Source organism: Shewanella sp. MMG014 (genome assembly GCF_018100775.1).
In the GTDB taxonomy this organism is placed as follows: domain Bacteria; phylum Pseudomonadota; class Gammaproteobacteria; order Enterobacterales; family Shewanellaceae; genus Shewanella; species Shewanella japonica.
In genome coordinates this window covers 457,654-481,330 of record NZ_JAGJDZ010000003.1, presented here as the reverse complement: position 1 = coordinate 481,330, position 23,677 = coordinate 457,654, and the positions used below count along the sequence as shown (strand labels likewise).

Genomic DNA, 23,677 nt, shown 5'->3' with positions numbered 1-23,677 from the left:
TGGCTTAGGTTGCGATACTTAGATTGCCATACTTAGATTGCGATACTTAGATTGCGATACTTAGATTGCGATACTTAGGTTGCGAGGCTTAGGTTGCAAAGCTTAAGTTGCGAGACTCAATGATAAAACTCAGGAAAATGAATGCACTCCTATTATATGTTCAAAGCAAGTAAATCTGACTTTTCTAGCCTGTCATCAGTGCCTTTGCCAGTCAGAGCGTCGGACAGTATTCAGGGCGAGTACTACCAAACGACTTTGAGCGAGCAGCAACAATTATGGTCCGTAATCAAACTTTTCTATCGCCAACACTTGCCCTACTCCAAGCCAATGTTTAAAGACACTGTCATCCTCTGCTGCCAAGAAAAAGCTGATGATAAGCCAATAGCTAACCACACGAACCAGCTTCAAATCGATAATATTTTAGCTGCTGTGAGGATAAAAAAAATTGGCGAGGTTCAATTAGTCACAGGGTTAGTCGTTAAAAAAAGTGCTAGAAGCCAAGGAATCGCTCATCAATTGATGTCTGTTATTCAATCAAATTTGCTTGAATCTGAGTGTTATGTTTTTGCAATAGCTGCGCTCACCGATTTCTATCAGCAGCACGGTTTTATTAAGCCCCATGAAGTAGACAATAATATAAATCAGTTATTTAAAAAGCATAACAACCAAAATAGACCTTTGGCATTACTTAAGTCGAGTTAAGTTGAGTTAGAAACAGTAAAAAAATTTAGAGTAATACGTATCAGCAATGATCAAAGTGCGCCGTTTCTACGCACATAAACGCCACTTGTTGCATATTCAACACTGGTACAGTCAGCTCTCTTGCAGAGCTTAAATCTACGTCTTGCCGCGCATCGATTAATTGAATAGCCTCTTGATAGCCATTAGCTCGGCCACAGCCAATATTGCCGAAGTCAGTTTCAACAAGGTAGTGGCCATGTTGGCTTACAGCTTGCTCAGTATCTAACTGCGCTGAACTTACACACTCAACCACACGATATGTTTTATTTTGTGATGCTAATACTGCCACCACAATTTTGGCATTATCATAAGCGGACAAACGTAAATGCAAATACGGCTGAAATAACTGTTCAAATTGATTTAGCGAGTTTTCAACACTCATCATTTACCTCTTGTTATGCCATACATTAAATTCTTCGGTTAACCACTTCATTAATAACCTTGTCCATACCTGCTTGTCACTATTAATTTTTCATTAGCAGTAAATAGTAATCACGCTGCTGAAAACTAAAGTAATCCACTACTTCCATGGCAGATTTACCAGTATGAGCGGCGAAAGAAGTTTGATTTTCTTCTGCGATAAAAGTCACCATATAAGGGTATTTTTTGGTCACATTACAACTAAGCTTTTCAACTAACTTCGCAAATATCCCTTGGCCACGAAAATCAGGATGGATCCAAATGGGGCCATATTGACAACTATTTTGCGCCGTTATCTTACTAAACCCCGCTTCTATATCAGATAGTTTTCGCATAACAAGTGCGTATATACCCCATGATTTAAACCATGACCAAGGTCCAGCAATCACATAACCAATAATACTTGCCTGACTTTGTGCAGCACTCGTTTGTTTTTCACTGTTCTCTGCTAACATAATCCAGCCGAGGCGAATTAACTCGCTAATATCGGTCTTTGAAAAACACTGCCCAGACATACTTTCTGCGGGTGATGACAGCTCGTCATTCATGTAGCTCTTTTCAAGTCGAGCCAGTTCCGCTGAGTCTTCTTGTGTTGCTAATCGGTATTGGATTTTCATTCAGTTTTATTATCACTTTCTTGTTTTACTTGGGACTGCGGCTGCTTTTGTGCCCAATCGAAGACTAATGCAACAGGATAAGGCGCCATAATTAAAAGCCCAATACCAATCAGGCTCGCCACTAATAACATGCCATTTATTTCGTTGGCCATGTCTGTCAATAAATAGAAATATGCGCCACAGCCAACCATAAATAATCCGACCAGATGCATGACTTTAAATATTTTACTCATTAAATAGCTCTTATTAACTGAATGACATATCAAGATGTCGATTTTTACGACAAGCTTAACTAATGCACTGACTTTAAAGAATGAATAACAATTAAATCTACTTCATCATGAAAATTTAGCTGAAACACAGTATATACTATGATGATTATCGATCTCATTGGAAACCATCATGATAAAACCCGCTATTACCGCTTGTTTGGTTATTTTCGGTCTTAGTGCTTGTCAAAGCAACAGCCACCAGGCTGAAGAAATTAACTTGTTAGGTAGTTGGTATATTGAATCTGCTCTTTCTGAAGCTGTAATTAATCATAGTCCAGCACAAATTACGTTTGCAGAAGGCGGTAAATTATCGGGTAATAATAGTTGTAATCAGTTCTTTGGAGAGTATCAGCAAGACGATACACAACTTACCCTTTCCCCTGCTGGTACAAGTATGATGGCCTGTGTTGAAGTATTAATGAAACAAGAAGCTAGAGTCATGAAAGCCATGCCAATGGTCACAAATGTGGCTTTATCAAAATCGGGAAAATTACTGCTAAAATCAGAACAAGGTGCTAATTTATTAGTATTGAGCCAGCAGCAAGACTAGTTGCTACCCGCTAAAGCACCATGACTTGGCTAATTAAGCTGAGTCCATACAAAAAGAGTGAAGCCATGGCTTCACTCTTTTTTTTCAATAAACTCAAATAATGACTTAAGAATTGCTTTTCACATTTTCAGCAACTTTTTGCTGAATATCGACTTCGTTATGCTGAGCAATAAGAGCTGATTGCTCCATATCCGCATTGTAATGCTCAACGTCTAGCTCATCTTCTGAGCGAGCAATCACCGTCGTAGCAACTAAATCGCCTGATACATTCACTACTGTACGAGCCATATCTAAAATACGGTCAATACCCGCAATAATAGCAACGCCTTCTAACGGTAAGCCCACAGTGGTCAGTACTAAAGTTAACATCACTAGACCTGCACCTGGAACACCTGCTGTGCCAATCGATGCAAGGGTAGCAGTTAGCACAATAGTAATGTAATCCACCCAAGTTAAATCAATACCAAAAGCCTGTGCCACAAATAACGCCGTAACCCCTTGGTAAAGCGCGGTGCCATCCATGTTAATGGTGGTTCCTAGTGGTAATACAAAGCTAGAAATCTTCTTATTAACCCCTAAGTTTTCACTGGCACATTTCATACTTGCTGGTAAGGTGCCGGCTGAGCTTGACGTTGTAAATGCAACCGCCATTGCATTGCCAATACCTTTAAAGAACTGCATCGGATTTAGCTTACCAAACACTGTCAGTACTACACTGTAAAAACCAAGAATGTGTAACGCACAGCCGATATAAACCGCCACAATGACTTTTATCAAAGGCAATAACATATCTAAGCCATACTCACCTGCGACCCAAGCCATTAAACCAAATACACCGTAAGGCGCTAACTTCATCACCATATCAGTGAGTTTGTACATTGCTTCCGCTAGACTTTCAAAAACACGAATAGCGGGTTTACCGTGCTCACCTATAAGCACTAACGAAATACCGAGTGCCACAGCAAACACAATCACTTGCAAAATTTGACCACTAGCCAATGCCGCCACTGGGTTGGTAGGTACGATATTAATTAACGTATCCATCAATGTCGGCGCTTCTTTTACTTCGCTGACAATTTTTGCACCTTCAAGTCCAAGACCTGCGCCAGGTTGCATGACGTAGCCGACAAGTAAACCAATACTTATCGCAATTGACGTAGTGCCTAGGTAAAAGCCAAATGATTTAAAGCCAATACGGCCCATTTTTGCCGTGTCTTGCATTGATGTAACACCTACAATCAATGAGCAAAACACCAAAGGAACGATAAGCATTTTAATGGTATTAACAAACAAGGTACCAATAGGTTTTAGGTAACTAGCATCATCCCCTAAGGTGATCCCAGCAATAATACCTAGAACCATACCGATGAGGATTTGTAACCATAAAGGAACTGACATCCAACGAGACCAAACTCGACTTGGAAATGACGGTGCATGTTTTGACATGGGGTAACCTTGCTTGTTTGCGATTGATGTAACTGACTAGTAGTCACGATGTATGAATATCTAGATGATGTCGTTATCAACGTTAAACAATGACACCATCAATAAACTCGGCCGACAAAATTCGGCGCCGCATACTAGCATACCTATTTAGGTTTAATAGATGATCTAGGTCAGTTTACCCTGAGCTTCTATTCAAAATTCACTATTAGGCTTCAAATATAAATGTCGTTTCTTTATTGCCGATTTTGACAGGATATAAAGCTGCAGGGGGACATTCCCGTTCGATTAAATAACTCCAATAGTCATCATCAAAACCAGCAAGCCAGTTTGACTCCTCGCCTCTCGACTTTAAAATCAGCCACCACCACACCATTGCCCATAACCCTAAAGTGGCTAAGGTTAGCAGGAAGTGTAACGGATGATTAATATTGGGCTGTGCAGCCCCGTTGACTGTAGTAGGATAAACACTATGACAAGGATTTTTGACTCGATTAATTCGACTGGGATGTTTGATATATCGGTAAACTCTGAATTGATATTTTGACTTTATCATCACAACCTCTTGCACTGTCACATTGAATAATAAGCATAGCAGCTTAGACTTTAGTCGAATAAAAAATCAGCAACATTTTTACGATTCCCGATATAGGAAGGACAATGATAATAAGAAAAGGCCAAGCATCAGATTTAGCAGCATTAGTTGATTTTAACCAAGCGATGGCATTGGAAACCGAAAACCTCACATTAGATAATGAACGTCTTACAAAAGGCGTGAGCACGATGCTTAATAGCCCAGAAAAAGGCTTTTATCTTGTCGCTGAACTTGATGGTCAAATAGCGGGATCGTTAATGGTTACCCTTGAATGGAGTGATTGGCGCGCAACTAACTACTGCTGGATCCAAAGTGTGTATATTCGCCCGCAAAATCGCCGCCAAGGAATTTATGCCAAGCTTTATCAAGCTGTAAAATCACTTGCTGAGGAAATAGGCGGCGCTGCGAGTTTTAGATTGTATGTTGAGCACGACAACCACATTGCCCAAAAAACCTATCAATCACTAGGTATGGAGCAAAGCCATTATCTGATGTATGAAGAGATTGCAGAAGGTGCTGAAGAGTAGAGTTCTCTACACGCTGTTGTCAATGTGTACAAAATACAAAAAAGGCTTTCGTAAGAAAGCCTTTTAATCAAACCCGATTAAGCACACAAATTGGTGACTTTTATTGCAAGACCACCTTGGCTGGTTTCACGATATTTCACATGCATGTCTTTACCCGTTTCATACATAGTCGCAATCACTTTATCTAAGCTCACTCTTGGTTCAGAATTACGACGTAATGCCATACGTGACGAATTAATCGCTTTCACCGATGCGATTGCATTTCGTTCAATACAAGGGACTTGAACTTGGCCCGCTACAGGATCGCAAGTTAAGCCTAAGTTATGTTCCATACCAATTTCAGCAGCCATACAAACTTGCGCAGGTGAGCCGCCCATTAACTCAGCTAAGCCCGCAGCCGCCATAGAACAAGCGACCCCCACTTCACCCTGACAGCCAACTTCCGCCCCCGATATCGAAGCATTCCGTTTGTATAGCGATCCCACTGCAGCTGCGGCTAAAAAGTAACGGCTACATTCTTTTTCACCGACCTTCTGTATGAATTTGTCATAGTAGGCCAACACCGCAGGAATAATCCCTGCTGCACCATTGGTTGGCGAGGTCACAACACGACCACCAGCAGCATTTTCTTCACTCACAGCCAACGCAAATAAATTGACCCAATCAATGATTTCCATAGGATCGGTACTGGTTCGCTCACAGCGAAGTAATTCACGGTGCAAGGCTGGCGCACGACGTGACACTTTTAATGGGCCAGATAACACGCCTTCTGTATGACAGCCTTTTACAATCGCATCTTGCATGGTTTTCCATACAAGATTAAACCCACTATACATAGCTTCTTCCGAACGGAAGCACAGCTCGTTTTGCTTCATTAATCCGCTGATGCTTAAACCTGAATCTTTGCAGTGTGCCACTAGCTGATCAGCATAATTAAAGTGATAAGGCACCTTAACGCCACTGGAATGACTTTGAGTAAACTCACTTTCCTCAACGATGAAACCACCGCCGATAGAGTAATAAGTATTGGAATAAACACACTCATCGCCAATCCAAGCATGTAACGTCATGCCATTTTCGTGCAATGGTAAGGTTGAGCGATGGAAAATCAAGGCATCACGAGGAAAATCAACATGGTGAATCGCATCACCTATAATGATTTCTTGGGTTTTCTCAACTTGGGCAATAAAAGGCTCAATACTATCAATATCAACCGTTTCAGGTTCATTACCCGCCAATCCCATGATGATCGCAATATCAGTATGATGACCTTTACCCGTTAATGATAATGATCCGTATACATCAACCGTGAATTTAGTAATTTGAGTTAGCTTGCCTTGCTCAATCAAGTCATCAATAAAACAATTTGCCGCTTTCATCGGCCCAACGGTATGTGAACTCGACGGACCAATACCAATCTTAAAGATTTCAAATGCACTAAACATATAATTTGCCTCAACGTTTACTGACCCTATCAGCAAACTAAAAACCGTAAGAAAGAGGAACCGTTATTGTTCCTCTAACCATGCTACACGACAGCCTTAATTATCAGAGTGTTAGCTCATTAGGCCGAATAAAATGGCTGTCATTGCCAATAAACCAGCAATCACAACAAACACATTACTGATGCGGCCACGGTAAGCTTTTAAAGCAGGAACTTTATAAACGGCATACATTGGCATTAGGTATAAAATCGCCGCAATAATAGGGCCGCCCAACGCTTCAATCATGCCAAGAATACTTGGGTTAATAACCGCAACAATCCAAATACTGAAAAACATAAAGCCAAGAATAAATTTGTTGAGTTTGGCGTCTGATACTTCTTTATTGCTACTACGAAGTTGCTTAGTGATCATGCCTTTTAAACCTTCAGTTGCCCCTAAGTAATGACCAAAGAATGAAGAAATAATCGCAATGAACGCAATAATAGGACCAAAATAACTAACAAATCCGCTTGAGTGAACGTTAGCAAGGTAAGACAGAATCGCTAAGTTTTGATCTTTTGCTTCAGCTAATTGAGCAGGGCTTAAAGACAATACGCACGAGAATACAAATAACATCACGAAGCCAACCAGCATCATGGAGGTGTTACGTAAAATCACATCCGCTTTTTTCGAGGCGTTATTGCCATGCTCACGTTTCAATGAAACAGAGAACTGTGAAATAGCAGGAGAATGGTTAAATGCAAACACTAATACAGGAATCGTTAGCCACACAGTCCCCAAGAACTCACCGGTAGAAGGCACAACTTGCAGTGCGTCCATCTTCCAATCTGGCATCAGGTAAAATGACATGAAAGCTAAAATAGCAACTAACGGGTAAACCAAAAACTGAGTCACTTTTAGCATGAATTTTTCACCCGCAACCATCACTGACATCATGCCAATAATTAACACTGCAGATAAAAGAATTCGTGGAGGTGAAGCAAAGCCAAGTTGATTAACAATAAAACTATCAACAGTGTTGGTAATGCCAACACCATAAATAAGCACAATAGGGAAAATAGCAAAGAAATAAAGCACTGTGATGGCTTTACCTGCACTCACACCGAAATGTTCTTCAACCACTTGGGTGATATCGCTACCTGGATTTTTAGAAGAACATACAAAACGAGATAAACCACGATGAGCAAGGTACGTCATTGGGCCAATGATAATCGCCATTAACACTAACGGCCAAAATCCACCCATACCTGCATTGATAGGCAAAAATAAAATGCCTGCGCCAACCGCGGTACCAAACAAACTAAGCATCCAAGTCGTATCTTGGCGTGTCCAGCCTTTTACTGAAGTTTGCTCATCGTGAGCTGAAACTGCAACGTCCTGCGCATTGATTGAATCTCTTTGCATAATAATGACCCTATTAGGTATCTAATTTCACAGCGGAGAATATAGAATTCTAAATTGTGAAATATGATCTAGGTCATTTTTTACCCCGACTCACAAAAATTTTAACGCTATTTGAGAGCAAAGCACGCAACTGGTACGATCAGTTATTCTAACTGGTAACACTTTAAGATAAATTGCTCAACAAAACATCTAATACAATAACACCTAATAAACCAGCAGCTCACACACAAGCACGGCTTAGGTTATACAATCAATAACCCATATAACGATTGCCATGCTTAACATAATGCCTCAACTATCATCTCTCAAAGAAAGGAAATGACGACTAACCTGTCCTAAGAGCCAGAATCTCAGTTAAATTGATAGGTTCATCATATTGGCTAAATTCAGTATTTTTTTGATCGATAGCGTAAATCGACATGCGATCAGCCAGTTCATTACCTTCAATGCCGATATGAGCAGCCACATGAGCAATATCAATCTGGCCTTTAATGGCGTCATATAATTCGTGTGCTTGTTGTATCACTTCAAGGTTAGCAATATCACCAGCAACTTTTCGCTTCCAACCTTTGGCTTTCCAACCATAGGCCCAGTTGGTAATACAATTAATGGAATATTGCGAGTCACTCAATATTTTAACGGTTTGCTTATCGTTTAAGGCTTTTTCAGCCACCAATAACGCTTGATACAAGGCATTTAGTTCCGCACTATTGTTAGTGCCATTAGGATTAAATAACCCATACCAAAGCTCACTCACTTCACCTTGGCGATAAACCGCCATTCCTGAACCCGCCTTACCAGGGTTTGGCTCACAACCACCATCAGTAAAAACCATGACATCATGGCTGAAAAGATCAATATTCGTCGTCTTAATTGACTCTACTTTACTGGTACTTTGGCTGATACTTTTACCGCTCGCTTTTTTGCTAGCTGGCTTTCCAATACTACTTGAGGCTGCCCCCGCAAATGCCGCTTTAGCTTGCGCCTCAGTGGGAAACGACTTGTATTTGGCTTGAGGAAACTTATCCACCAACTTCTTGGTGTAATCCCAACTGGTAAAAATACCCGTCTCTCGACCTGACCAGACAACATAAAACTTCTTTGCCATGATGACTCTCTGTAAAATAGCGTAAGATACTTAATGCGCATCAGTGTAGCTTATGCCGCTACTAAAATAACTAATTGAATATAAAACTATGTCAAATCCTACTCAGCTTGAAACGCAGCCTCTGCATGATAAAAAATCAATTGGCGAGCAAACAATTGCACAACTGACCATTATTGTTGGTTCTAAAAATCCAGTAAAAGTGAATGCCGCCAAAGTCGCCTTCAGCCAATATTTCCCCCATCACCAAATACATTGCATTGGCAAACATGCTCCCTCTCTTGTTGCAGATCAACCCATGACAGAGCAAGAAACAAAACAGGGGGCAATTAATCGTGTTCAATTTTGCCAGTCTGAAGACTTAGCAAACACTATGGCAGAAACAAAAGCCGACTTTTACATCGCTATGGAAGGCGGGGTTGATCATTTTAATCATGGCCCAGCCACCTTTGCCTATATGGCCATCATTCATCAGCAGCAAATATCTATTGGACGCAGTGCACTACTGCCATTACCAGCACAAGTTTATCAATCATTACAACAAGGTGAAGAGCTTGGCCATGTGATGGATCGTTTATTTAATACTGACAACATCAAGCAAAAAGGTGGTGCAATTGGTCTGCTAACACAAGGGTTAGCTACACGAGAAAGTATTTATACCCAAGCCATTATTTTAGCAATGGCCCCCTTTATAAATGCCGAGATATTCAACAGTTAAATTGCTAACGGAATATCAAGCTTTTGTTTAACGCAAAAGCTTGATAACTTCAAAGTAACTGCATTCCATAGGAGAAATAAATGGAATATCAACGCATTCCTCATACCAGTCTTGATGTCAGTAAAATTTGCCTGGGCACTATGACCTGGGGAGAACAGAACTCACAACAAGATGCTTTTGAACAACTCGATTACGCCCTAAGTCGCGGTATTAACTTTATTGATACTGCCGAAATGTATCCCGTTCCGCCAAAAGCTGAATCTCAAGGCGAAACTGAACGAATTATTGGCCAATATTTATCTCAGCGTGGTAACCGCGATAACCTAGTGATTGCCACAAAAGTGTCTGCAGCAGGTGTTAAAAGCGACTTTATCCGACCTAATATGGCGTTAGATTGGGTAAATATCCATCAAGCAGTTGATGCATCGCTTGAGCGATTACAGATAGATACGATTGATTTGTATCAAGTACATTGGCCAGACAGAAATTGTAACTATTTCGGCGAGCTTTTATATAACCATGATGAAGAAGAACATCAAACGCCCATTCTTGAAACATTAGAAGCGTTAGCTGAAGTCGTTCGCCAAGGAAAAGTGCGTTATATCGGCGTATCAAATGAGACGCCTTGGGGGCTGATGCAATACCTTCGCCTTGCAGAGAAACACGACTTACCTCGAATCGTTAGCGTGCAAAATCCTTATAATTTACTGAATCGTAGTTTTGAAGTAGGAATGTCTGAAATTAGTCACCGAGAAGAGCTGCCTTTACTGGCATATTCACCGCTCGCTTTTGGTGCGCTAACCGGTAAATATGAAAATAATCAGTGGCCAGAAAAAGCCAGACTGACCTTGTTCAAGCGATTTGCTCGCTACAATGCCACCCCAATGGCACTTGAAGCAACCCAAGCTTATATTGAGTTAGCTCGAGAGTTCAATCTAAGTCCAACACAAATGTCACTGGCTTTTGTAAATAGTCGACGCTTTGTTGCCTCTAATATTATTGGCGCAACGACGCTAGATCAGCTTAAAGAAAACATCGACAGTCTTGATGTAACCCTTAGCCCTGAATTATTGGCAAGAATTGATGAATTGTCTTTACGTTACCGAATGCCTTGCCCTTAATAAACTGCTTAATCGTTCATGCTAGACTTGCAATAAGCGCCACTTTCTATGAAGATCGTGGCGTTTCTATTTAGGGCTTAGCCCAATTTCTATTTATCGACAATGCTTGAATCCGCGCGTGTTATTTAAGGTTGGCGTTAATAAAGTGAGTTTGCAATGACGAAAGCTTTTGAACATGATGCGATTAGAGCCCAATTTCCCACCCTGTTTCAACAGATTGATGGGCAACCGTTATGTTATCTAGATACTGCGGCGACGAGCCAAAAGCCTCAGTCCGTCATCAATGCTGTGAATCAGTATTATCAACTAAATAATGCCAATGTTCACCGCGCTGCTCATCAATTATCAGCTCGAGCAACGCGCGACTATGAGGCTGTACGTAGTCAAGTTCAAGGGTTTATCAATAGCAATCGAGTCGATGAAATCATCTTTACTCATGGAACTACTGAGTCAATCAATATGGTGGCGCATGGATTAACTGCACAATTTGATAAAGACGATATTATCTTGGTCGATACAGCCGCCCATCATGCCAATATTGTCCCGTGGCAACAACTGACAAAGCAAACTGGCGCCATCATTAAACCAATTCCACTCAATGATGATTTAACGATCGATGTTGATGCGTATGAGCAGTTGCTGTCATTAGCACCCAAACTAGTCGCCCTAACCCATGTGACTAATGCATTAGGCACAGTTAACCCGATCATAGAATTAACTCAAAAAGCCAAACAAGCAGGTGCCATCACCTTAGTTGATGGCGCGCAAGCCATCGCTCACTTTGCTATTGATGTTCAACAAATTGGTTGTGATTTTTATGTATTTTCAGGCCATAAAATGTATGGTCCAACAGGGGTTGGCATCCTCTATGGTCGCTACCAGATATTAGATACCTTAACCCCGATGTTAACGGGTGGCGAAATGATCAAAACGGTCAGCTTTAACGGTACGGAATTTGGTAGTTTGCCTAACAAATTAGAAGCTGGCACCCCAGCTATTTCTGCCGTCATCGGTTTAGGCGCTGCAATTAGCTTTATGAGTGACTTACCCAGTGATTTGGTTGAGCAACATGAGCAAACTTTACTGCACTACTTACAGCAACAACTGGCTCAGTTGGGTGACATAAGCCTCTATGGTGCAGGTCCTAATAATGTTGGAGTTGTCGCTTTTAACCTTGCAGGCGAGCATCATCAAGATGTGGGCATATTACTCGATCAGCAAGGTATTGCCGTTCGGTGTGGCCACCATTGCGCCATGCCATTAATGCAGCACCTAAACCTTAAAGGCTGTTGTCGTGCATCCATTGGTTTATACAATAATAAGCAAGATATTGACCTATTTATCGATGCACTTCGTAAAGTTAAAGAATTACTGTTATAACTTAACCTTAACTCGCTTAAACCTTTACAGCTAAACCGTAATAGTATTTAGTCATTCCCATTGAGGCCTATTTTGAATCACGCAGCATCAAAAAACATACTCGTTGATACGCCAGATAAAAGCTGTTTTATACCATTAGATGACAAGGTTTCTCAGGCTGTTCTCGCCATACAACAAGCAACAAACTGGCAAGATAAATATCGCCAAATTATGCTGGTAGGTAAGGTACTTGCTCCATTAAATGAAACGTTTAAAGTAGACACAGCTCAAGTGAAAGGATGTGAAAGCCAAGCTTGGCTATATCACTATCAAGAAGTAGATAAACACTTTTTTTGTGCTGACAGCGATTCACGTATAGTTAAGGGTCTTATTGCTATACTGCTCGATGCGACTCACGGAAAGACCTCTGCTGAAATTACTTCATTTGATTTAGAGCGTTATTTTTCACATTTAGGGCTAAGTGGCCAATTAAGCCCGTCGCGTACCAATGGCGTCACCGCCTTAGCCAATGCTATAAAGCAATTTGCCGCAACATAATCAGCTTCACATGATTACAAGCGTCTAAAAAGGAAACCACATGACAACAAGCGCTTGTAACCAAAGCCGACGACAACTTCTCAAGGGCATTGCCGCTGCCAGTCTTCTCTGCCCGCTTTACAGCTCTTCTGTACTTGCGAAATCAAATAAGCGCCTTTATATCGATGGACTTAGTTTTCTTCCTGATAACCTTGATGATGTGCGCGCATCAAAACTAGATGCGTACATTTGTGATATTTCTGATATTGAAGCGATTACTCAGCCCGATGGCACCACAAACTATAAACGCAGTTACAAAGCCTGCATTGCCAGCATTAAAGAAGCTCAGCAACGGGTAATAGACAATCCAGATATTTTATTACAGGGTCTCAGTGGGCGTGATATTGCTAGCGCCAGGGCTGAACAACGCACTGCGGTTTATTTTCAAATACAAGGTGCCGATTGTGTTGAAGATGATAACTTTTCAGGTGAAGGTCAGCAGTGGCAACGCTTGAATGAGTTTCATCAGCACGGATTACGGGTATTACAATTAACCCACCATTACGGAAATCGCTTTGCGGGCGGCGCATTAGATAATGACGGCAACCAAGGGTTAAACAAACCGCTAACTGATGACGGTAAACAGCTCATTAGTGCACTCAACCAGCGTAATATTCTTATTGATGTTAGTCATTCCAGTCCGCAAACAGCGTTAGATACAGCCAAAGCGAGCCAAGTGCCCATAGTACAAAGTCACGGCGCTGTGCGCTCTATTGTAAATAACGCCCGCTGTTCACCTGATGAGGTTATCAGAGCCATTGCAGATACTGGCGGCGTATTTGGGGTATTTATGATGAGCTTTTGGCTAACCAACGATCCTGTGCCCACAATTGATGATTATGTACGTCAATTAGATAGAGTTGCCAGAATCGGCGGGGTGAACGCTGTTGCGATTGCCAATGATTACCCGCTGCGAGGTCAAGAAAACCTGTTAGCGTTAGATAACAATAACGAAGAAGGTGTAAAGCAATACCACGAATGGTGGCAAAGTTTAGCAGCAAAAAATGTCTTGGGTTTTGAGAACCTGCCTCAGCACGTCGTGATACCGGAACTGAACCATATAGACAGAATGAGTCGAATTGATGATGCCTTAGCTAAAGCTCGCTATAAATCTAGCGATCGTGACCGCTTTTTAGGAGGCAACTGGCAACGCGTGCTTAATCAGGTGTTGATCTAACCCCTTAATCAATGTTCAAAAATGCACTAATACATGCCTAATGCTGGGTTAGTCCCCAGCATCACCTCCCCCCGTTTGCCTAATAGGCTATTTATTTAATGGCTAAATGACTAATAGGCTAAATAAGTAAATTTCTTTATTCCAAGAATCACCCTTTAGAATAACGTTAAAATAGCAACCCTCAACGATAATAAAACGCGAGTTGAAACAGTCATCTATATTTTTTCCTTTCAAAAAGAATCTACTTTCAAATGCCTCTGTATTAATTATTAACAATTCTAAATATCAAAAAAGACCATTTCATTTTTTGAAATTCATTTTATATTGCAACATTTTTCATTGGTTTAAATAAAAACAATAAAATTTATACCTACATCACATTAATAGCAGTTTTTAATAGATTAAATATTGTTTGCTTTGAATTTTTATACCTAAACGATATAAAAAACGAACATGGTAAGGCATATAGCATCCTTTACTAATTTAACACTATAAAACATAGACCTAGATCAAAAAACCACATAACAGAATGATACAAAGCGCAAATTTAAACATCAAAAAAAGGATTTTCTGTGTATAAATTTACATAAAAATGACTGTCTCATATTCTAATAAAACAAAAGTTACTATTTACAAAAACTTGTTATGAATATGAATTCAAGTACTTTCAAAACAATCTTTGGGCTATTTTTATATAGCATTTTCATCACACAAGTTAATGCTCAAGAGATGAGAACTGTTCATGGAAAAACCATGGGCAATAAATATAAGGTCTCTTGGACAGCAGAAAAAATCACACCTGCTCATATGGCAAACATTCGAGCACAAATAGAAACTCGTCTCGAAAACGTCAATCAATCAATGTCGACTTGGCGTGAAGATTCTGAAATCAGCCAAATTAACCAAACACCTAAAAATACGCCTATCACTATCAGTCGAGACATGAAATACGTCATGACAGAGGCACTGCGCATTGCTGAATTAACAAACCATACATTGGACGTAACCGTTGCGCCATTAGTTAATTTATGGGGGTTTGGCCCAGACGGTAAAGCAACCGAAGTCCCGACTCAAAAAGCCATCGACAATGCCAAACAATACGTTGGGATCCAACATATTAAAATCGAAAACAATCAACTGACAAAAACAATTGATGGCTTAGAGATTGATCTGTCTTCAATTGCCAAAGGCTTTGGAGTCGATGTTGTTGCCGATGTAATGGAGCTGAATGGTATTCACAATTACCTTGTCGATATCGGTGGTGAATTACGAATAAAAGGACTTAACGCTGAGCAACAAGCTTGGAAAGTCGGAATCGATAAACCTTTTGCTTACTCAACGGGGCAAATGGAAATTATTAATCCAGGAGATGCAGCCGTCGCCACCTCAGGAGATTACCGTAAGTACTTCGAGAAAAACGGCCACCACTTCTCTCATTTAATTGATCCACGCTCAGGTAGACCCGTTGCTCACACTGTGGTTTCAGCCACAGTAATTGAAAAATATTCTATGACAGCAGATGCATTAGCAACAGCATTTATGGTGCTCTCTGTCGAAGAATCATTGGCTATCGCCAATGAACACCAAATCCCAATCATGATCATTGAGGATAAGTTTGGCAAGTTGATTACTCACCATTCTGAGAGCTTTAAAAAATATATAAAAGAATAGTTATCAAACTATTAATAGGGGAAAAACGATGAAAAAAACTTTTAAATTAAGCGTTCTTTGTATCGCTATGCTTGGACTAACTGCGTGTAGTGATGATGACACTGATACGTCAGGTCTTGAAAATCAAATTGAGCAATTAGAAGCTCAAAACGCTGAGCTAAATACTAAAAATACAGAACTAACAGCAGCAAATGATTCTTTAGTAGAAGACAATGCTAACTTAGTGACTAAAGCGGATGAATTACAAACTAAGGCCGTTGGTTATATTTCTACTTTTGCACACCAATGTGCTGAAGAAGGCGTTAACTTTGATTATATCGACCCAAATGCACCTGCAGATGAAGAGCCACTTGTAGCGGCATTCGCTTCTGCAATGGCATCTGATGACTGTATGAGCTGCCATAACTATGAAGGTAGCGACCCTGCTAATGTTCCACATGGCGATTACGGTACTTGTAGTAACTGTCATGATAATCCACATGATGAAACGCCGCCGGTAGATCCAGGCGATCCACAAGATCCAACGTTCCCACAACCTGAGCCAGATGACACATTAGTCGATGGTAAAACAGGTGCATCAGGTTCGTTCTACTACGGAACTGGCTCATTCTTAAATGCCGATTACCTAGCTCAACGCTTAAATGGCAGCATTTACAACTACGAGTGGAAAGAAGTGTCAGATGGAACTGGTGCTAAAACACTGAAAACAGCTTGTGGCCTTCAGAACCGTGAATACATGGCAGACATGTTCCCGAACGATGGTAAAGAATACCAATTAAGCGCAATCAAAAACCAAATGGGCGCTAAATTAGTCACTACAGTAAACAAGTTTACTGATGATGAAACAGCTGAAATGGTAGAAACACCAAACGTGGCGATTTTCGGCTACGGTATGAAGCTTGAAGACGATGGAAACTATTATGTTTCAATGAGTATCGGTAAAAACAATACTTGTTATAACGCTGTCACTGAAGGTGAAACTCGTTTAGCTTACTATGAATACTCTCCGATGCTTTCAGCCAAATTTGAGCGCAACATGGGTGCACGTATCTTAGGTACAATTGATTACGAGCGTACTGCACTTAAAGGCTTTGATTGGGTCACTGAAGTTCCTGGTCTAGGTGCTGGCGAAGACTTTACTCCATCAGATGTTGATTGGACAAAAGTAGGTGCATGTTCACTGGTTATTAAAGTTGATGGCATTATTCCACTAGGTTAATAAGCCAAAGTAATACGATTACAATAAATCGTTACTGTAAGCGCTTCTGCCACTCCCTCAGAAGCGCTTTTTTATGTGTACAAGTACGTGCTGAGCTTTTTACCAACCAAGCTTTGTAGCCTCTTCACTACGTCGTTAATTTACTCTCTGATACGCTATTAAATAGCATGTCGTTAAAAACCATTTTGTAGTGGCTTTCAAACCGACAATTGAATCAACAGACCTATACCAGAAACTCACGCAAAAAACTCATGCAAAAAAATCATGCGAGAAACTCACGCAAAAAACTCATTCAAGGGACTCAACCGAAAAGCTATATCGAGAGGTTATATCAAGGAGCTATATTGAAAAGCTGTCTTGAAAAGCTGTACTGAAGAACTTAAATGAAAGGCTTAGCTGAAAGGCTTAAATAAGAAGCTTAAGCAAATCCGGTGTTACCCATTAGACATAATTATCACTTTCAGCCAAGTATGAGATATAAAAAAGCTGAAATCTCAGTTTCAGCTTTTGATTTTACTTTGTAACTTAATGGTTAATCACCAAAGTCATCAAGTAGAATATTTTCTTCTTCAACACCTAAACTTTCTAGCATGTTAATGACAGAAGAGTTCATGATTGGAGGGCCACACATATAGAATTCACAATCTTCTGGGGCTTTGTGGTCTTTAAGGTAATTCTCAAGCAGCACTGTATGAATAAAGCCTGTGTAACCTTGCCAATTATCTTCCGGTAAAGGATCTGACAGTGCGACATGCCATTCAAAGTTTTCATTTTCAGCTGCTAATGTATCAAAATCATCTTGATAGAAAATTTCTCTCGCAGAACGTGCACCATACCAGAATGACATCTTACGTTTGGTCTGCTTACTTTTAAGCTGATCAAAGATATGTGAACGCATGGGTGCCATACCTGCACCACCACCAATAAACACCATTTCAGCATCGGTCTCTTTAACAAAGAATTCACCAAATGGTCCTGAAATCGTGACTTTATCACCCGCTTTGAGATTAAAAATGTACGAAGACATTTGTCCAGGTGGTAAATCATTTGTAGGTGGAGTAGCAATACGTACGTTCAACATAATGGTTCCCTTTTCATCAGGGTAGTTGGCCATTGAATACGCACGTAAAACATCTTCATCGACTTTTGATACTAAGCTAAATAGATCAAAACGCTCCCAGTCATCTCGATATTGATCAGGTATATCGAAATCAGCATATTTCACTTCGTGAGCTGGTGCTTCAATTTGAATGTAGCCTCCAGCTTTAAAGTGAACCTCTTCACCTTCAGGTACCTTTAACAGTAACTCTTTAATAAAGGTGGCTTGGTTATTGTTTGAGACGACTTCACATTGCCACTTTTTAACACCAAATATCTCTTCGTCTACTTCTAGTTCCATGTCAGTTCGCACAGCAACCTGACAAGCTAAACGACAACCTTCTTTTGCTTCTTTTTTCGTTATGTGGTCAAGTTCAGTAGCCAGAATATCTCCGCCACCAGACTTAACTGTCACACGACATTGGCCACATGTGCCACCACCGCCGCATGCAGACGGAATAAAAATATTCTGTCCAGCAAGGGCGCCTAACAATTTGTCACCAGCTGGAGTGCGAACACTCTTATCAGCCTCACCATTAATCCCAATGGTGACATCGCCAGTGTTAACTAACTTACTTTTAGCGAATAAAATTACCATTACCAGCAAACTTACCACAATGGTAAACATGCCTATGCCGATTGCCATTTCCATTAAATGTACCTTCTCAACAATGTGTCATTACTCAGAGAATTCGAGTTCACTTTTGTCACTATCTTTTTTGCCAGCATTACAGCGTGATACCAGCAAATGACATAAAGCCTAGCGCCATTAATCCAGTGGTAATAAAGGTAATACCGATACCCTGTAAGCCAAGTGGAATCGCATGGAATTTCATCCGCTCACGTAAGCCCGCTAACAAGATAATCGCCATGGCCCAGCCCACAGCACTACCACCAGCAAACACCATAGATTCAACTAAGTTGTAATCGCGGTTCGCCATAAAAATTACCCCAGCAAAAATGGCACAGTTTACTGTTAAAAGTGGTAAGAAAATCCCCAGAGACTGGTACAAGGTTGGAATATAGCGCTCTAAAAACATTTCCAAAATTTGTACTAACGCTGCAATAACCCCAATAAAGGTAATCAACTGTAAGTAACTAAGGTTTAACTCAGGAAAGCCAGCCCAAGCTAATGCACCTGGCGCAAGTACGTTAACGTATATGACCTGGTTTAACGGCACAGCCAGCATCATCACCACGATAACGGCAATCCCTAAACCGAAAGAAGTCGACACTTTCTTAGATACAGCAAGAAACGTACACATACCTAAGAAAAAAGACAGCGCCATATTGTCGATAAACGCAGCTTGAATAAATAAATTAATATAATGTTCCATTGCCATTACCCTCTCTTACGCTGCACAACATTGATGGCCCAAATCATCACGCCGATCAAAAAGAATGCGCTAGGCGGTAAGGTGAACATTTCATTTGCCAAATACCAACCATCGTTTTCAATGGTGGTAAATATTTCATGACCAAATAAGGTCCCACGCCCCAACAGTTCACGAACAAATGCGACACCCAGTAAGATAACGCCATATCCCATAGCATTACCGAGGGCATCAACCAAGGCGAGATGCGGTGGGTACTTCATCGCAAATGCTTCAGCACGTCCCATGATGATACAGTTAGTAATAATCAAGCTGACAAAAACAGATAACTGCTTAGACAACTCGTATGCCACATCTTGAAGTACCATGTCGACAATGATGACCAAAGAAGCAATCACAGTCATCTGCGCAATGATCCGCACACTGTTTGGGATAAAGTTGCGAATGGTAGAAATGATTAAGTTAGATGACACCAATACAAATGTCACCGCAAGCGTCATCACTAATGCCGTTTGCATAGAGTTACTGACAGCTAGAGCAGAACAGACACCCAATACTTGCATCGCAACAGGGTTATTAGCAAAAATAGGCGATGTTAAAATCTGCTTAGTAGAAATAGCACTACTCATGACTTAGCCTCCGCTTGAGCAAACTGCTTAAGAAAGGTTTGAAAACCTTCTACCCCAAACCAAAACTCAACCGCGCGCTGAATACCGACACCAGTTCGAGTCGCTCCACTCACACCATCAACCCCATGAATGTCACCTTCTTTAGCGCCACCTTTGACGACTTTAATAGCAATCTTGCCTTGTTCATCAAATAGCTGTTTGCCTTTCCATAAGTCAGTCCATTGTGGATCGGTAACAAAGTCAGCAATACCAGGTGTTTCACCATGTTCGTAGAAAATGATATTTTCAACCGTATTCAAATCAGGCTTGACTGCTAAATAGCCATAAATCATTGACCATAAACCTTTGCCATATATAGGCATAACGACGCTCGATAAGCTGCCTGATTCATCTCGAACTTCAAAAATTCGGATATTATCCGCACGAGTCTTAATCTTGGCGGTATCTTTTTTAGGCTTAGATGAACTATCAGGGTTGATTGCCGCCATACGGTCATCGAAATCAAGTAGGTTTTCTTGTGCGACATATTCACCAGAATCCAGATTCACCATCTTAGGTGTCACTCGCTCGGCAAAGAGTTCACGAAAATCGCCATTACTGATATCAACATTGGCTGCGCGCAACACAAATTGCTGTATTTCATCTCGTTTTTTGGCCAACTTACGTTCTTTGAGAATTTCAGCGGTCCCGGTAATCATAAACGAACACACTAAACTCAAACTGATGATAAATATCATCGTGCCTGCGACAGTATCTTTCTTAAAGGCCATGACGTTTTAGTCTCCGTTTAATGTTGGCTTGAGCCACCAGATAATCGAATAGCGGTGCCCATAAATTCGCAAACAAAATCGCTAACATAATGCCTTCAGGAAGTTTTACGTTTAGTACTCGTATCAGCACAGTCATAAAACCAATTAATGCGCCGTAGGCGTATTTGGCATTGCGCGTGTATGAAGCGGTCACAGGGTCCGTTGCCATAAACATCATGCCTAAGGCAAAGCCACCTGTCACAAGGTGCCATGTCCACGGCATTGCAGCGATAGAGTTTTTGCTAGGGCCAACAAGATTGAATAAAATCGCCGTGGCAATCATACCTAACAACACACCAGCGACCACTCGCCAATCTGCAACACGAGTCAGTAATAACACGCCACCACCAATCAAAATGGCTAAGGTGCTTGTTTCCCCAATCGAACCAGGAGTAAAGCCTAAAAAGGCATCCATCCATTTAGGATCTGACAGCGCACCTAACCAACTGACATCAGCGTAAAGGTTAGCGCGACTCGCTGCAGCTTCGGTTAATGTAGTAGCGCCAGCGAAGCCGTCTACCGCGACAAACTGACTAATTGCAGCCACTTCTGTCGGATATGCAAAATAAATAAAGGCGTAACCCGCTAAGGCAGGATTTAAGAAGTTATACCCCATGCCGCCAAACATCTCTTTCGCGACAATCACCCCAAAACACACGCCAATAGCAATAATCCACAACGGTGTTGAGACTGGCACAATAATCGAGAACAACAAGGCTGTGATGAAAAAGCCTTCGTGAAGTTCTTGCTTACGCATTTTGGCAAAAATCACTTCCCAAAATAAGCAAACGATTAATGTGGCGAGATAAATTGGTACATAGTAGCTGGCACCATAAGCAAACAAACTCAGTAAGCCTGATTCACTTGTCAGTGGTCCAAAAACCGCATTAAAAATAACTAATTGCCAACTATCAGGTTGAGTAGCACCTGCTGCTATGGCGATTTGAGCTTGAAGCCCTAAGTTGTACATGCCAAAAAGCAGCACAGGCAGTAAACACATACCCACAATGTGCATAGTACGTTTGACGTCAATAGCATCACGTACATGTACTTTACCCTTGGTGCTTCGGCCACGTGCAATCCATAAAGAGCGCAAATAGCTTTTCATCGAGTGCCCGTGAGCGTAATACTGCTCTTGCTTACCCGGTTTATTTTGTTGCTGACCCATTAACCTTCCCTCTCGATAATATCCAAGCAAGCACGTAACTCTTTACCGAAGTCATACTTTCCGGGACAAACAAAAGTGCATAACGCTAAGTCTTCTTCGTCTAATTCTAATGCGCCTAATAGCTGAGCTTCATCAGTATCACGAACCACTAAATCTCTGACGAGTAAGGTAGGTAAAATATCCAAAGGCATCACACGTGCTAATTGGCCAAACGCCATCATTGCCCGTGGTGAGCCCCCCGCATGAGTGGTGAAATCGAATAGCTTTTTCGTGCGGCTAAAACCCGACATCATAATGCCAGTAAGGGAGAACTTTTCTTTATTGCGTCTCACCCACGGCAAAAGCTCATGGCGAGCATTTTCAGTTAACACACTAACTTGGGTGTGATAACGACCTAAGTAGTTATAAACCCCGACAGCAGTATGACCAGAGAGCACAGATCCCGACACGACTCGAGACTGAATATCTTTGATTTCTTTCTCTACCATTTCACCTAAATCGGCACCAAGCTGGGTACGAATCAATCGTGGGTTTAACACATTGGGGCCCGCTAACGCGACAACACGTTCGTTGAATAACTCACCAGTTTGAAATAGTTTGCCAAACGCAATGACATCTTGGTAACCAATATGCCAAACCACATTTTCAATGTTTACAGGATGAAGAAAATGAATATGCGTGCCCACAAGACCTGCAGGATGTACCCCACCAAACTGGTGTGAATCTACTTGCTGAGCATCACTGCCGGGTAAACTCGCGCCTTCATCATGACAGAGTATGACTTTGCCATCAGTTAACCGAGACAGTACTTGTAAGCCTTGACTGAATGCTTCCTCATGCTCTGCAATCACAATGCGAGGATCCGCCGCTAATGGATTGGTATCCATCGCAGTGACAAAAATTGCACTCGGAGTTGCATCAAGGGCAGGAATACGTGAAAAAGGACGGGTGCGAAGTGCAGTCCACAAACCGCTATTGACGAGATTACTCTTTACCTTATCCCGAGATAAAGCCAGCACATCATCAGCAATGTCAAAACTCACCGACTCGTCGCCTTCACAGCGAATAACAACAGATAATAATACGCGTTTTTCACCGCGATTAATGCTGATGACTTCACCACTTGCTGGTGCTGTGAATTTTACTCCTGGTGTTTTTTTGTCTTCAAAAAGTACCTGGCCTTTTTTGACCATATCCCCTTCTTCAACCAGCATAGTCGGTTTTAAACCAACGTACTCTTCACCAAGAATTGCTACTCTCGACGTCGCTTTTATTGATTCGATGACTTGTTGCGGTTCCCCCGCGATAGGCACATCAAGGCCTCGTTTAATTGTTATAACCTGATTTGAGGATCCAGCCATTACTTGTAACCTTTAAAATTCAGATACCACATATTAAATAAATTTGTGAGCCAAATCCGCTATTGAAGTCACACCTTTTAAATATAATGTGAAATAAATGTACGACAAAAAACGAATTTGAGCTAAAACTTTGAACTGAGTCCGAGATAAAATTTCAATTATGAAACTAAAAAACGGCCCAATAAGCACAAAAACTCACCAAGCGCTGTTGATGTAGCACAACATACTACCAAACAACATAGACCTAGATCACAGTAAACTCAACAATATCTGTATGACAATGAAATGAAATTTCTT

General features: G+C 41.1%; 24 protein-coding genes. 10 read left to right on the top strand and 14 right to left on the bottom strand.

Annotated elements, in window-relative coordinates:
* Positions 1 to 141: 141 nt before the first annotated feature.
* The gene (locus tag J8L86_RS07400; RefSeq protein WP_211029567.1) at positions 142 to 702 is read left to right on the top strand and encodes a GNAT family N-acetyltransferase; all 561 of its coding nucleotides are present in this window, start codon (positions 142 to 144) and stop codon (positions 700 to 702) included.
* 40 nt (positions 703 to 742) lie between these two features.
* Here the strand turns inward: J8L86_RS07400 and J8L86_RS07395 are convergent, their stop codons facing one another.
* The 3 genes from J8L86_RS07395 to J8L86_RS07385 all read right to left on the bottom strand — a co-directional run bounded on the left by J8L86_RS07395 (position 743) and on the right by J8L86_RS07385 (position 2,011).
* Complete coding sequence (locus J8L86_RS07395) at positions 743 to 1,126, bottom strand: hypothetical protein (protein WP_211029565.1); 384 nt, start codon at positions 1,124 to 1,126, stop codon at positions 743 to 745.
* Positions 1,127 to 1,205: 79 nt separating this feature from the next.
* On the bottom strand, positions 1,206 to 1,778 hold the full coding sequence (locus J8L86_RS07390; RefSeq protein WP_065109543.1) for an N-acetyltransferase: 573 nt from the start codon (positions 1,776 to 1,778) through the stop codon (positions 1,206 to 1,208).
* Positions 1,775 to 2,011: a hypothetical protein gene (locus tag J8L86_RS07385; protein WP_055025153.1), complete on the bottom strand. Its 237-nt coding sequence runs from the start codon at positions 2,009 to 2,011 to the stop codon at positions 1,775 to 1,777. The genes J8L86_RS07390 and J8L86_RS07385 overlap by 4 nt, the downstream gene beginning before the upstream one ends.
* Before the next feature lie 169 nt (positions 2,012 to 2,180).
* Here J8L86_RS07385 and J8L86_RS07380 point away from each other — a divergent pair, with 169 nt between their 5' ends.
* A complete protein-coding gene (locus tag J8L86_RS07380; RefSeq protein WP_065109542.1) occupies positions 2,181 to 2,600 on the top strand; it encodes an META domain-containing protein in 420 nt (139 codons plus the stop codon).
* Positions 2,601 to 2,705: 105 nt separating this feature from the next.
* Here J8L86_RS07380 and J8L86_RS07375 read toward each other — a convergent pair whose 3' ends face one another.
* Entirely contained in the window at positions 2,706 to 4,046 is a 1,341-nt protein-coding gene (locus tag J8L86_RS07375; protein ID WP_055025151.1) for a dicarboxylate/amino acid:cation symporter, read from the bottom strand.
* Positions 4,047 to 4,251: 205 nt separating this feature from the next.
* On the bottom strand, positions 4,252 to 4,599 hold the full coding sequence (locus J8L86_RS07370) for a hypothetical protein (protein ID WP_211029563.1): 348 nt from the start codon (positions 4,597 to 4,599) through the stop codon (positions 4,252 to 4,254).
* Positions 4,600 to 4,703: 104 nt separating this feature from the next.
* Here J8L86_RS07370 and J8L86_RS07365 point away from each other — a divergent pair, with 104 nt between their 5' ends.
* Positions 4,704 to 5,165 (top strand): N-acetyltransferase, encoded by a 462-nt coding sequence (locus J8L86_RS07365; protein WP_211029561.1) that lies wholly within the window; start codon positions 4,704 to 4,706, stop codon positions 5,163 to 5,165.
* Positions 5,166 to 5,242: 77 nt separating this feature from the next.
* Here the strand turns inward: J8L86_RS07365 and J8L86_RS07360 are convergent, their stop codons facing one another.
* From J8L86_RS07360 to J8L86_RS07350, 3 genes are all read right to left on the bottom strand, one after another.
* A complete protein-coding gene (locus tag J8L86_RS07360; RefSeq protein ID WP_211029553.1) occupies positions 5,243 to 6,610 on the bottom strand; it encodes an L-serine ammonia-lyase in 1,368 nt (455 codons plus the stop codon).
* A gap of 111 nt (positions 6,611 to 6,721) precedes the next feature.
* The gene (locus J8L86_RS07355; protein WP_055025148.1) at positions 6,722 to 8,014 is read right to left on the bottom strand and encodes a serine/threonine transporter; all 1,293 of its coding nucleotides are present in this window, start codon (positions 8,012 to 8,014) and stop codon (positions 6,722 to 6,724) included.
* Positions 8,015 to 8,339: 325 nt separating this feature from the next.
* On the bottom strand, positions 8,340 to 9,122 hold the full coding sequence (locus tag J8L86_RS07350) for a ribonuclease H family protein (protein ID WP_192021502.1): 783 nt from the start codon (positions 9,120 to 9,122) through the stop codon (positions 8,340 to 8,342).
* A gap of 88 nt (positions 9,123 to 9,210) precedes the next feature.
* On the opposite strand from J8L86_RS07350, the gene yjjX reads away from it, so the two are divergent.
* The 7 genes from yjjX to J8L86_RS07315 all read left to right on the top strand — a co-directional run bounded on the left by yjjX (position 9,211) and on the right by J8L86_RS07315 (position 16,981).
* Positions 9,211 to 9,837: an inosine/xanthosine triphosphatase gene (gene yjjX, locus J8L86_RS07345; RefSeq protein ID WP_211029551.1), complete on the top strand. Its 627-nt coding sequence runs from the start codon at positions 9,211 to 9,213 to the stop codon at positions 9,835 to 9,837.
* Between the two features lie 80 nt (positions 9,838 to 9,917).
* A complete protein-coding gene (locus J8L86_RS07340; RefSeq protein WP_065109537.1) occupies positions 9,918 to 10,958 on the top strand; it encodes an NADP(H)-dependent aldo-keto reductase in 1,041 nt (346 codons plus the stop codon).
* A gap of 156 nt (positions 10,959 to 11,114) precedes the next feature.
* Positions 11,115 to 12,338 carry a cysteine desulfurase gene (locus tag J8L86_RS07335; RefSeq protein ID WP_211029543.1) on the top strand — a complete coding sequence of 408 codons (1,224 nt, stop codon included), beginning with the start codon at positions 11,115 to 11,117 and terminating at the stop codon, positions 12,336 to 12,338.
* A gap of 129 nt (positions 12,339 to 12,467) precedes the next feature.
* On the top strand, positions 12,468 to 12,875 hold the full coding sequence (locus J8L86_RS07330) for a SufE family protein (protein WP_348772649.1): 408 nt from the start codon (positions 12,468 to 12,470) through the stop codon (positions 12,873 to 12,875).
* Between the two features lie 40 nt (positions 12,876 to 12,915).
* Entirely contained in the window at positions 12,916 to 14,091 is a 1,176-nt protein-coding gene (locus tag J8L86_RS07325) for a membrane dipeptidase (RefSeq protein ID WP_211029542.1), read from the top strand.
* 753 nt (positions 14,092 to 14,844) lie between these two features.
* The gene (locus J8L86_RS07320) at positions 14,845 to 15,762 is read left to right on the top strand and encodes an FAD:protein FMN transferase (RefSeq protein WP_197495537.1); all 918 of its coding nucleotides are present in this window, start codon (positions 14,845 to 14,847) and stop codon (positions 15,760 to 15,762) included.
* Between the two features lie 28 nt (positions 15,763 to 15,790).
* Positions 15,791 to 16,981 carry a hypothetical protein gene (locus J8L86_RS07315; RefSeq protein ID WP_065109534.1) on the top strand — a complete coding sequence of 397 codons (1,191 nt, stop codon included), beginning with the start codon at positions 15,791 to 15,793 and terminating at the stop codon, positions 16,979 to 16,981.
* Between the two features lie 532 nt (positions 16,982 to 17,513).
* Here the strand turns inward: J8L86_RS07315 and nqrF are convergent.
* The 6 genes from nqrF to J8L86_RS07285 all read right to left on the bottom strand — a co-directional run bounded on the left by nqrF (position 17,514) and on the right by J8L86_RS07285 (position 23,380).
* Positions 17,514 to 18,731, bottom strand: a complete 1,218-nt coding sequence (nqrF, locus tag J8L86_RS07310; RefSeq protein ID WP_065109533.1) for an NADH:ubiquinone reductase (Na(+)-transporting) subunit F — start codon at positions 18,729 to 18,731, stop codon at positions 17,514 to 17,516.
* A gap of 76 nt (positions 18,732 to 18,807) precedes the next feature.
* Positions 18,808 to 19,416: an NADH:ubiquinone reductase (Na(+)-transporting) subunit E gene (gene nqrE / locus J8L86_RS07305; protein ID WP_055025195.1), complete on the bottom strand. Its 609-nt coding sequence runs from the start codon at positions 19,414 to 19,416 to the stop codon at positions 18,808 to 18,810.
* Between the two features lie 5 nt (positions 19,417 to 19,421).
* On the bottom strand, positions 19,422 to 20,042 hold the full coding sequence (locus J8L86_RS07300) for an NADH:ubiquinone reductase (Na(+)-transporting) subunit D (protein ID WP_065109532.1): 621 nt from the start codon (positions 20,040 to 20,042) through the stop codon (positions 19,422 to 19,424).
* Positions 20,039 to 20,812 (bottom strand): Na(+)-translocating NADH-quinone reductase subunit C, encoded by a 774-nt coding sequence (locus J8L86_RS07295; RefSeq protein WP_211029540.1) that lies wholly within the window; start codon positions 20,810 to 20,812, stop codon positions 20,039 to 20,041. Before J8L86_RS07295 ends, J8L86_RS07300 begins: the two co-directional genes overlap by 4 nt.
* On the bottom strand, positions 20,802 to 22,019 hold the full coding sequence (locus J8L86_RS07290) for an NADH:ubiquinone reductase (Na(+)-transporting) subunit B (RefSeq protein ID WP_065109530.1): 1,218 nt from the start codon (positions 22,017 to 22,019) through the stop codon (positions 20,802 to 20,804). The genes J8L86_RS07295 and J8L86_RS07290 overlap by 11 nt, the downstream gene beginning before the upstream one ends.
* Complete coding sequence (locus tag J8L86_RS07285; RefSeq protein WP_065109529.1) at positions 22,019 to 23,380, bottom strand: Na(+)-translocating NADH-quinone reductase subunit A; 1,362 nt, start codon at positions 23,378 to 23,380, stop codon at positions 22,019 to 22,021. Before J8L86_RS07285 ends, J8L86_RS07290 begins: the two co-directional genes overlap by 1 nt.
* Between the last annotated feature and the right edge of the window lie 297 nt (positions 23,381 to 23,677).

Excerpts from the sequence above, each read along its gene's own strand:
- J8L86_RS07400 (WP_211029567.1), top strand. The coding sequence starts at position 142 with ATGCACTCCTATTATATGTTCAAAGCAAGTAAATCTGACTTTTCTAGC.
- J8L86_RS07395 (WP_211029565.1), bottom strand. The coding sequence starts at position 1,126 with ATGATGAGTGTTGAAAACTCGCTAAATCAATTTGAACAGTTATTTCAG.
- J8L86_RS07390 (WP_065109543.1), bottom strand. The coding sequence starts at position 1,778 with ATGAAAATCCAATACCGATTAGCAACACAAGAAGACTCAGCGGAACTG.
- J8L86_RS07385 (WP_055025153.1), bottom strand. The coding sequence starts at position 2,011 with ATGAGTAAAATATTTAAAGTCATGCATCTGGTCGGATTATTTATGGTT.
- J8L86_RS07380 (WP_065109542.1), top strand. The coding sequence starts at position 2,181 with ATGATAAAACCCGCTATTACCGCTTGTTTGGTTATTTTCGGTCTTAGT.
- J8L86_RS07375 (WP_055025151.1), bottom strand. The coding sequence starts at position 4,046 with ATGTCAAAACATGCACCGTCATTTCCAAGTCGAGTTTGGTCTCGTTGG.
- J8L86_RS07370 (WP_211029563.1), bottom strand. The coding sequence starts at position 4,599 with ATGATAAAGTCAAAATATCAATTCAGAGTTTACCGATATATCAAACAT.
- J8L86_RS07365 (WP_211029561.1), top strand. The coding sequence starts at position 4,704 with ATGATAATAAGAAAAGGCCAAGCATCAGATTTAGCAGCATTAGTTGAT.
- J8L86_RS07360 (WP_211029553.1), bottom strand. The coding sequence starts at position 6,610 with ATGTTTAGTGCATTTGAAATCTTTAAGATTGGTATTGGTCCGTCGAGT.
- J8L86_RS07355 (WP_055025148.1), bottom strand. The coding sequence starts at position 8,014 with ATGCAAAGAGATTCAATCAATGCGCAGGACGTTGCAGTTTCAGCTCAC.
- J8L86_RS07350 (WP_192021502.1), bottom strand. The coding sequence starts at position 9,122 with ATGGCAAAGAAGTTTTATGTTGTCTGGTCAGGTCGAGAGACGGGTATT.
- yjjX (WP_211029551.1), top strand. The coding sequence starts at position 9,211 with ATGTCAAATCCTACTCAGCTTGAAACGCAGCCTCTGCATGATAAAAAA.
- J8L86_RS07340 (WP_065109537.1), top strand. The coding sequence starts at position 9,918 with ATGGAATATCAACGCATTCCTCATACCAGTCTTGATGTCAGTAAAATT.
- J8L86_RS07335 (WP_211029543.1), top strand. The coding sequence starts at position 11,115 with ATGACGAAAGCTTTTGAACATGATGCGATTAGAGCCCAATTTCCCACC.
- J8L86_RS07325 (WP_211029542.1), top strand. The coding sequence starts at position 12,916 with ATGACAACAAGCGCTTGTAACCAAAGCCGACGACAACTTCTCAAGGGC.
- J8L86_RS07320 (WP_197495537.1), top strand. The coding sequence starts at position 14,845 with ATGGGCAATAAATATAAGGTCTCTTGGACAGCAGAAAAAATCACACCT.
- J8L86_RS07315 (WP_065109534.1), top strand. The coding sequence starts at position 15,791 with ATGAAAAAAACTTTTAAATTAAGCGTTCTTTGTATCGCTATGCTTGGA.
- nqrF (WP_065109533.1), bottom strand. The coding sequence starts at position 18,731 with ATGGAAATGGCAATCGGCATAGGCATGTTTACCATTGTGGTAAGTTTG.
- nqrE (WP_055025195.1), bottom strand. The coding sequence starts at position 19,416 with ATGGAACATTATATTAATTTATTTATTCAAGCTGCGTTTATCGACAAT.
- J8L86_RS07300 (WP_065109532.1), bottom strand. The coding sequence starts at position 20,042 with ATGAGTAGTGCTATTTCTACTAAGCAGATTTTAACATCGCCTATTTTT.
- J8L86_RS07295 (WP_211029540.1), bottom strand. The coding sequence starts at position 20,812 with ATGGCCTTTAAGAAAGATACTGTCGCAGGCACGATGATATTTATCATC.
- J8L86_RS07290 (WP_065109530.1), bottom strand. The coding sequence starts at position 22,019 with ATGGGTCAGCAACAAAATAAACCGGGTAAGCAAGAGCAGTATTACGCT.
- J8L86_RS07285 (WP_065109529.1), bottom strand. The coding sequence starts at position 23,380 with ATGGCTGGATCCTCAAATCAGGTTATAACAATTAAACGAGGCCTTGAT.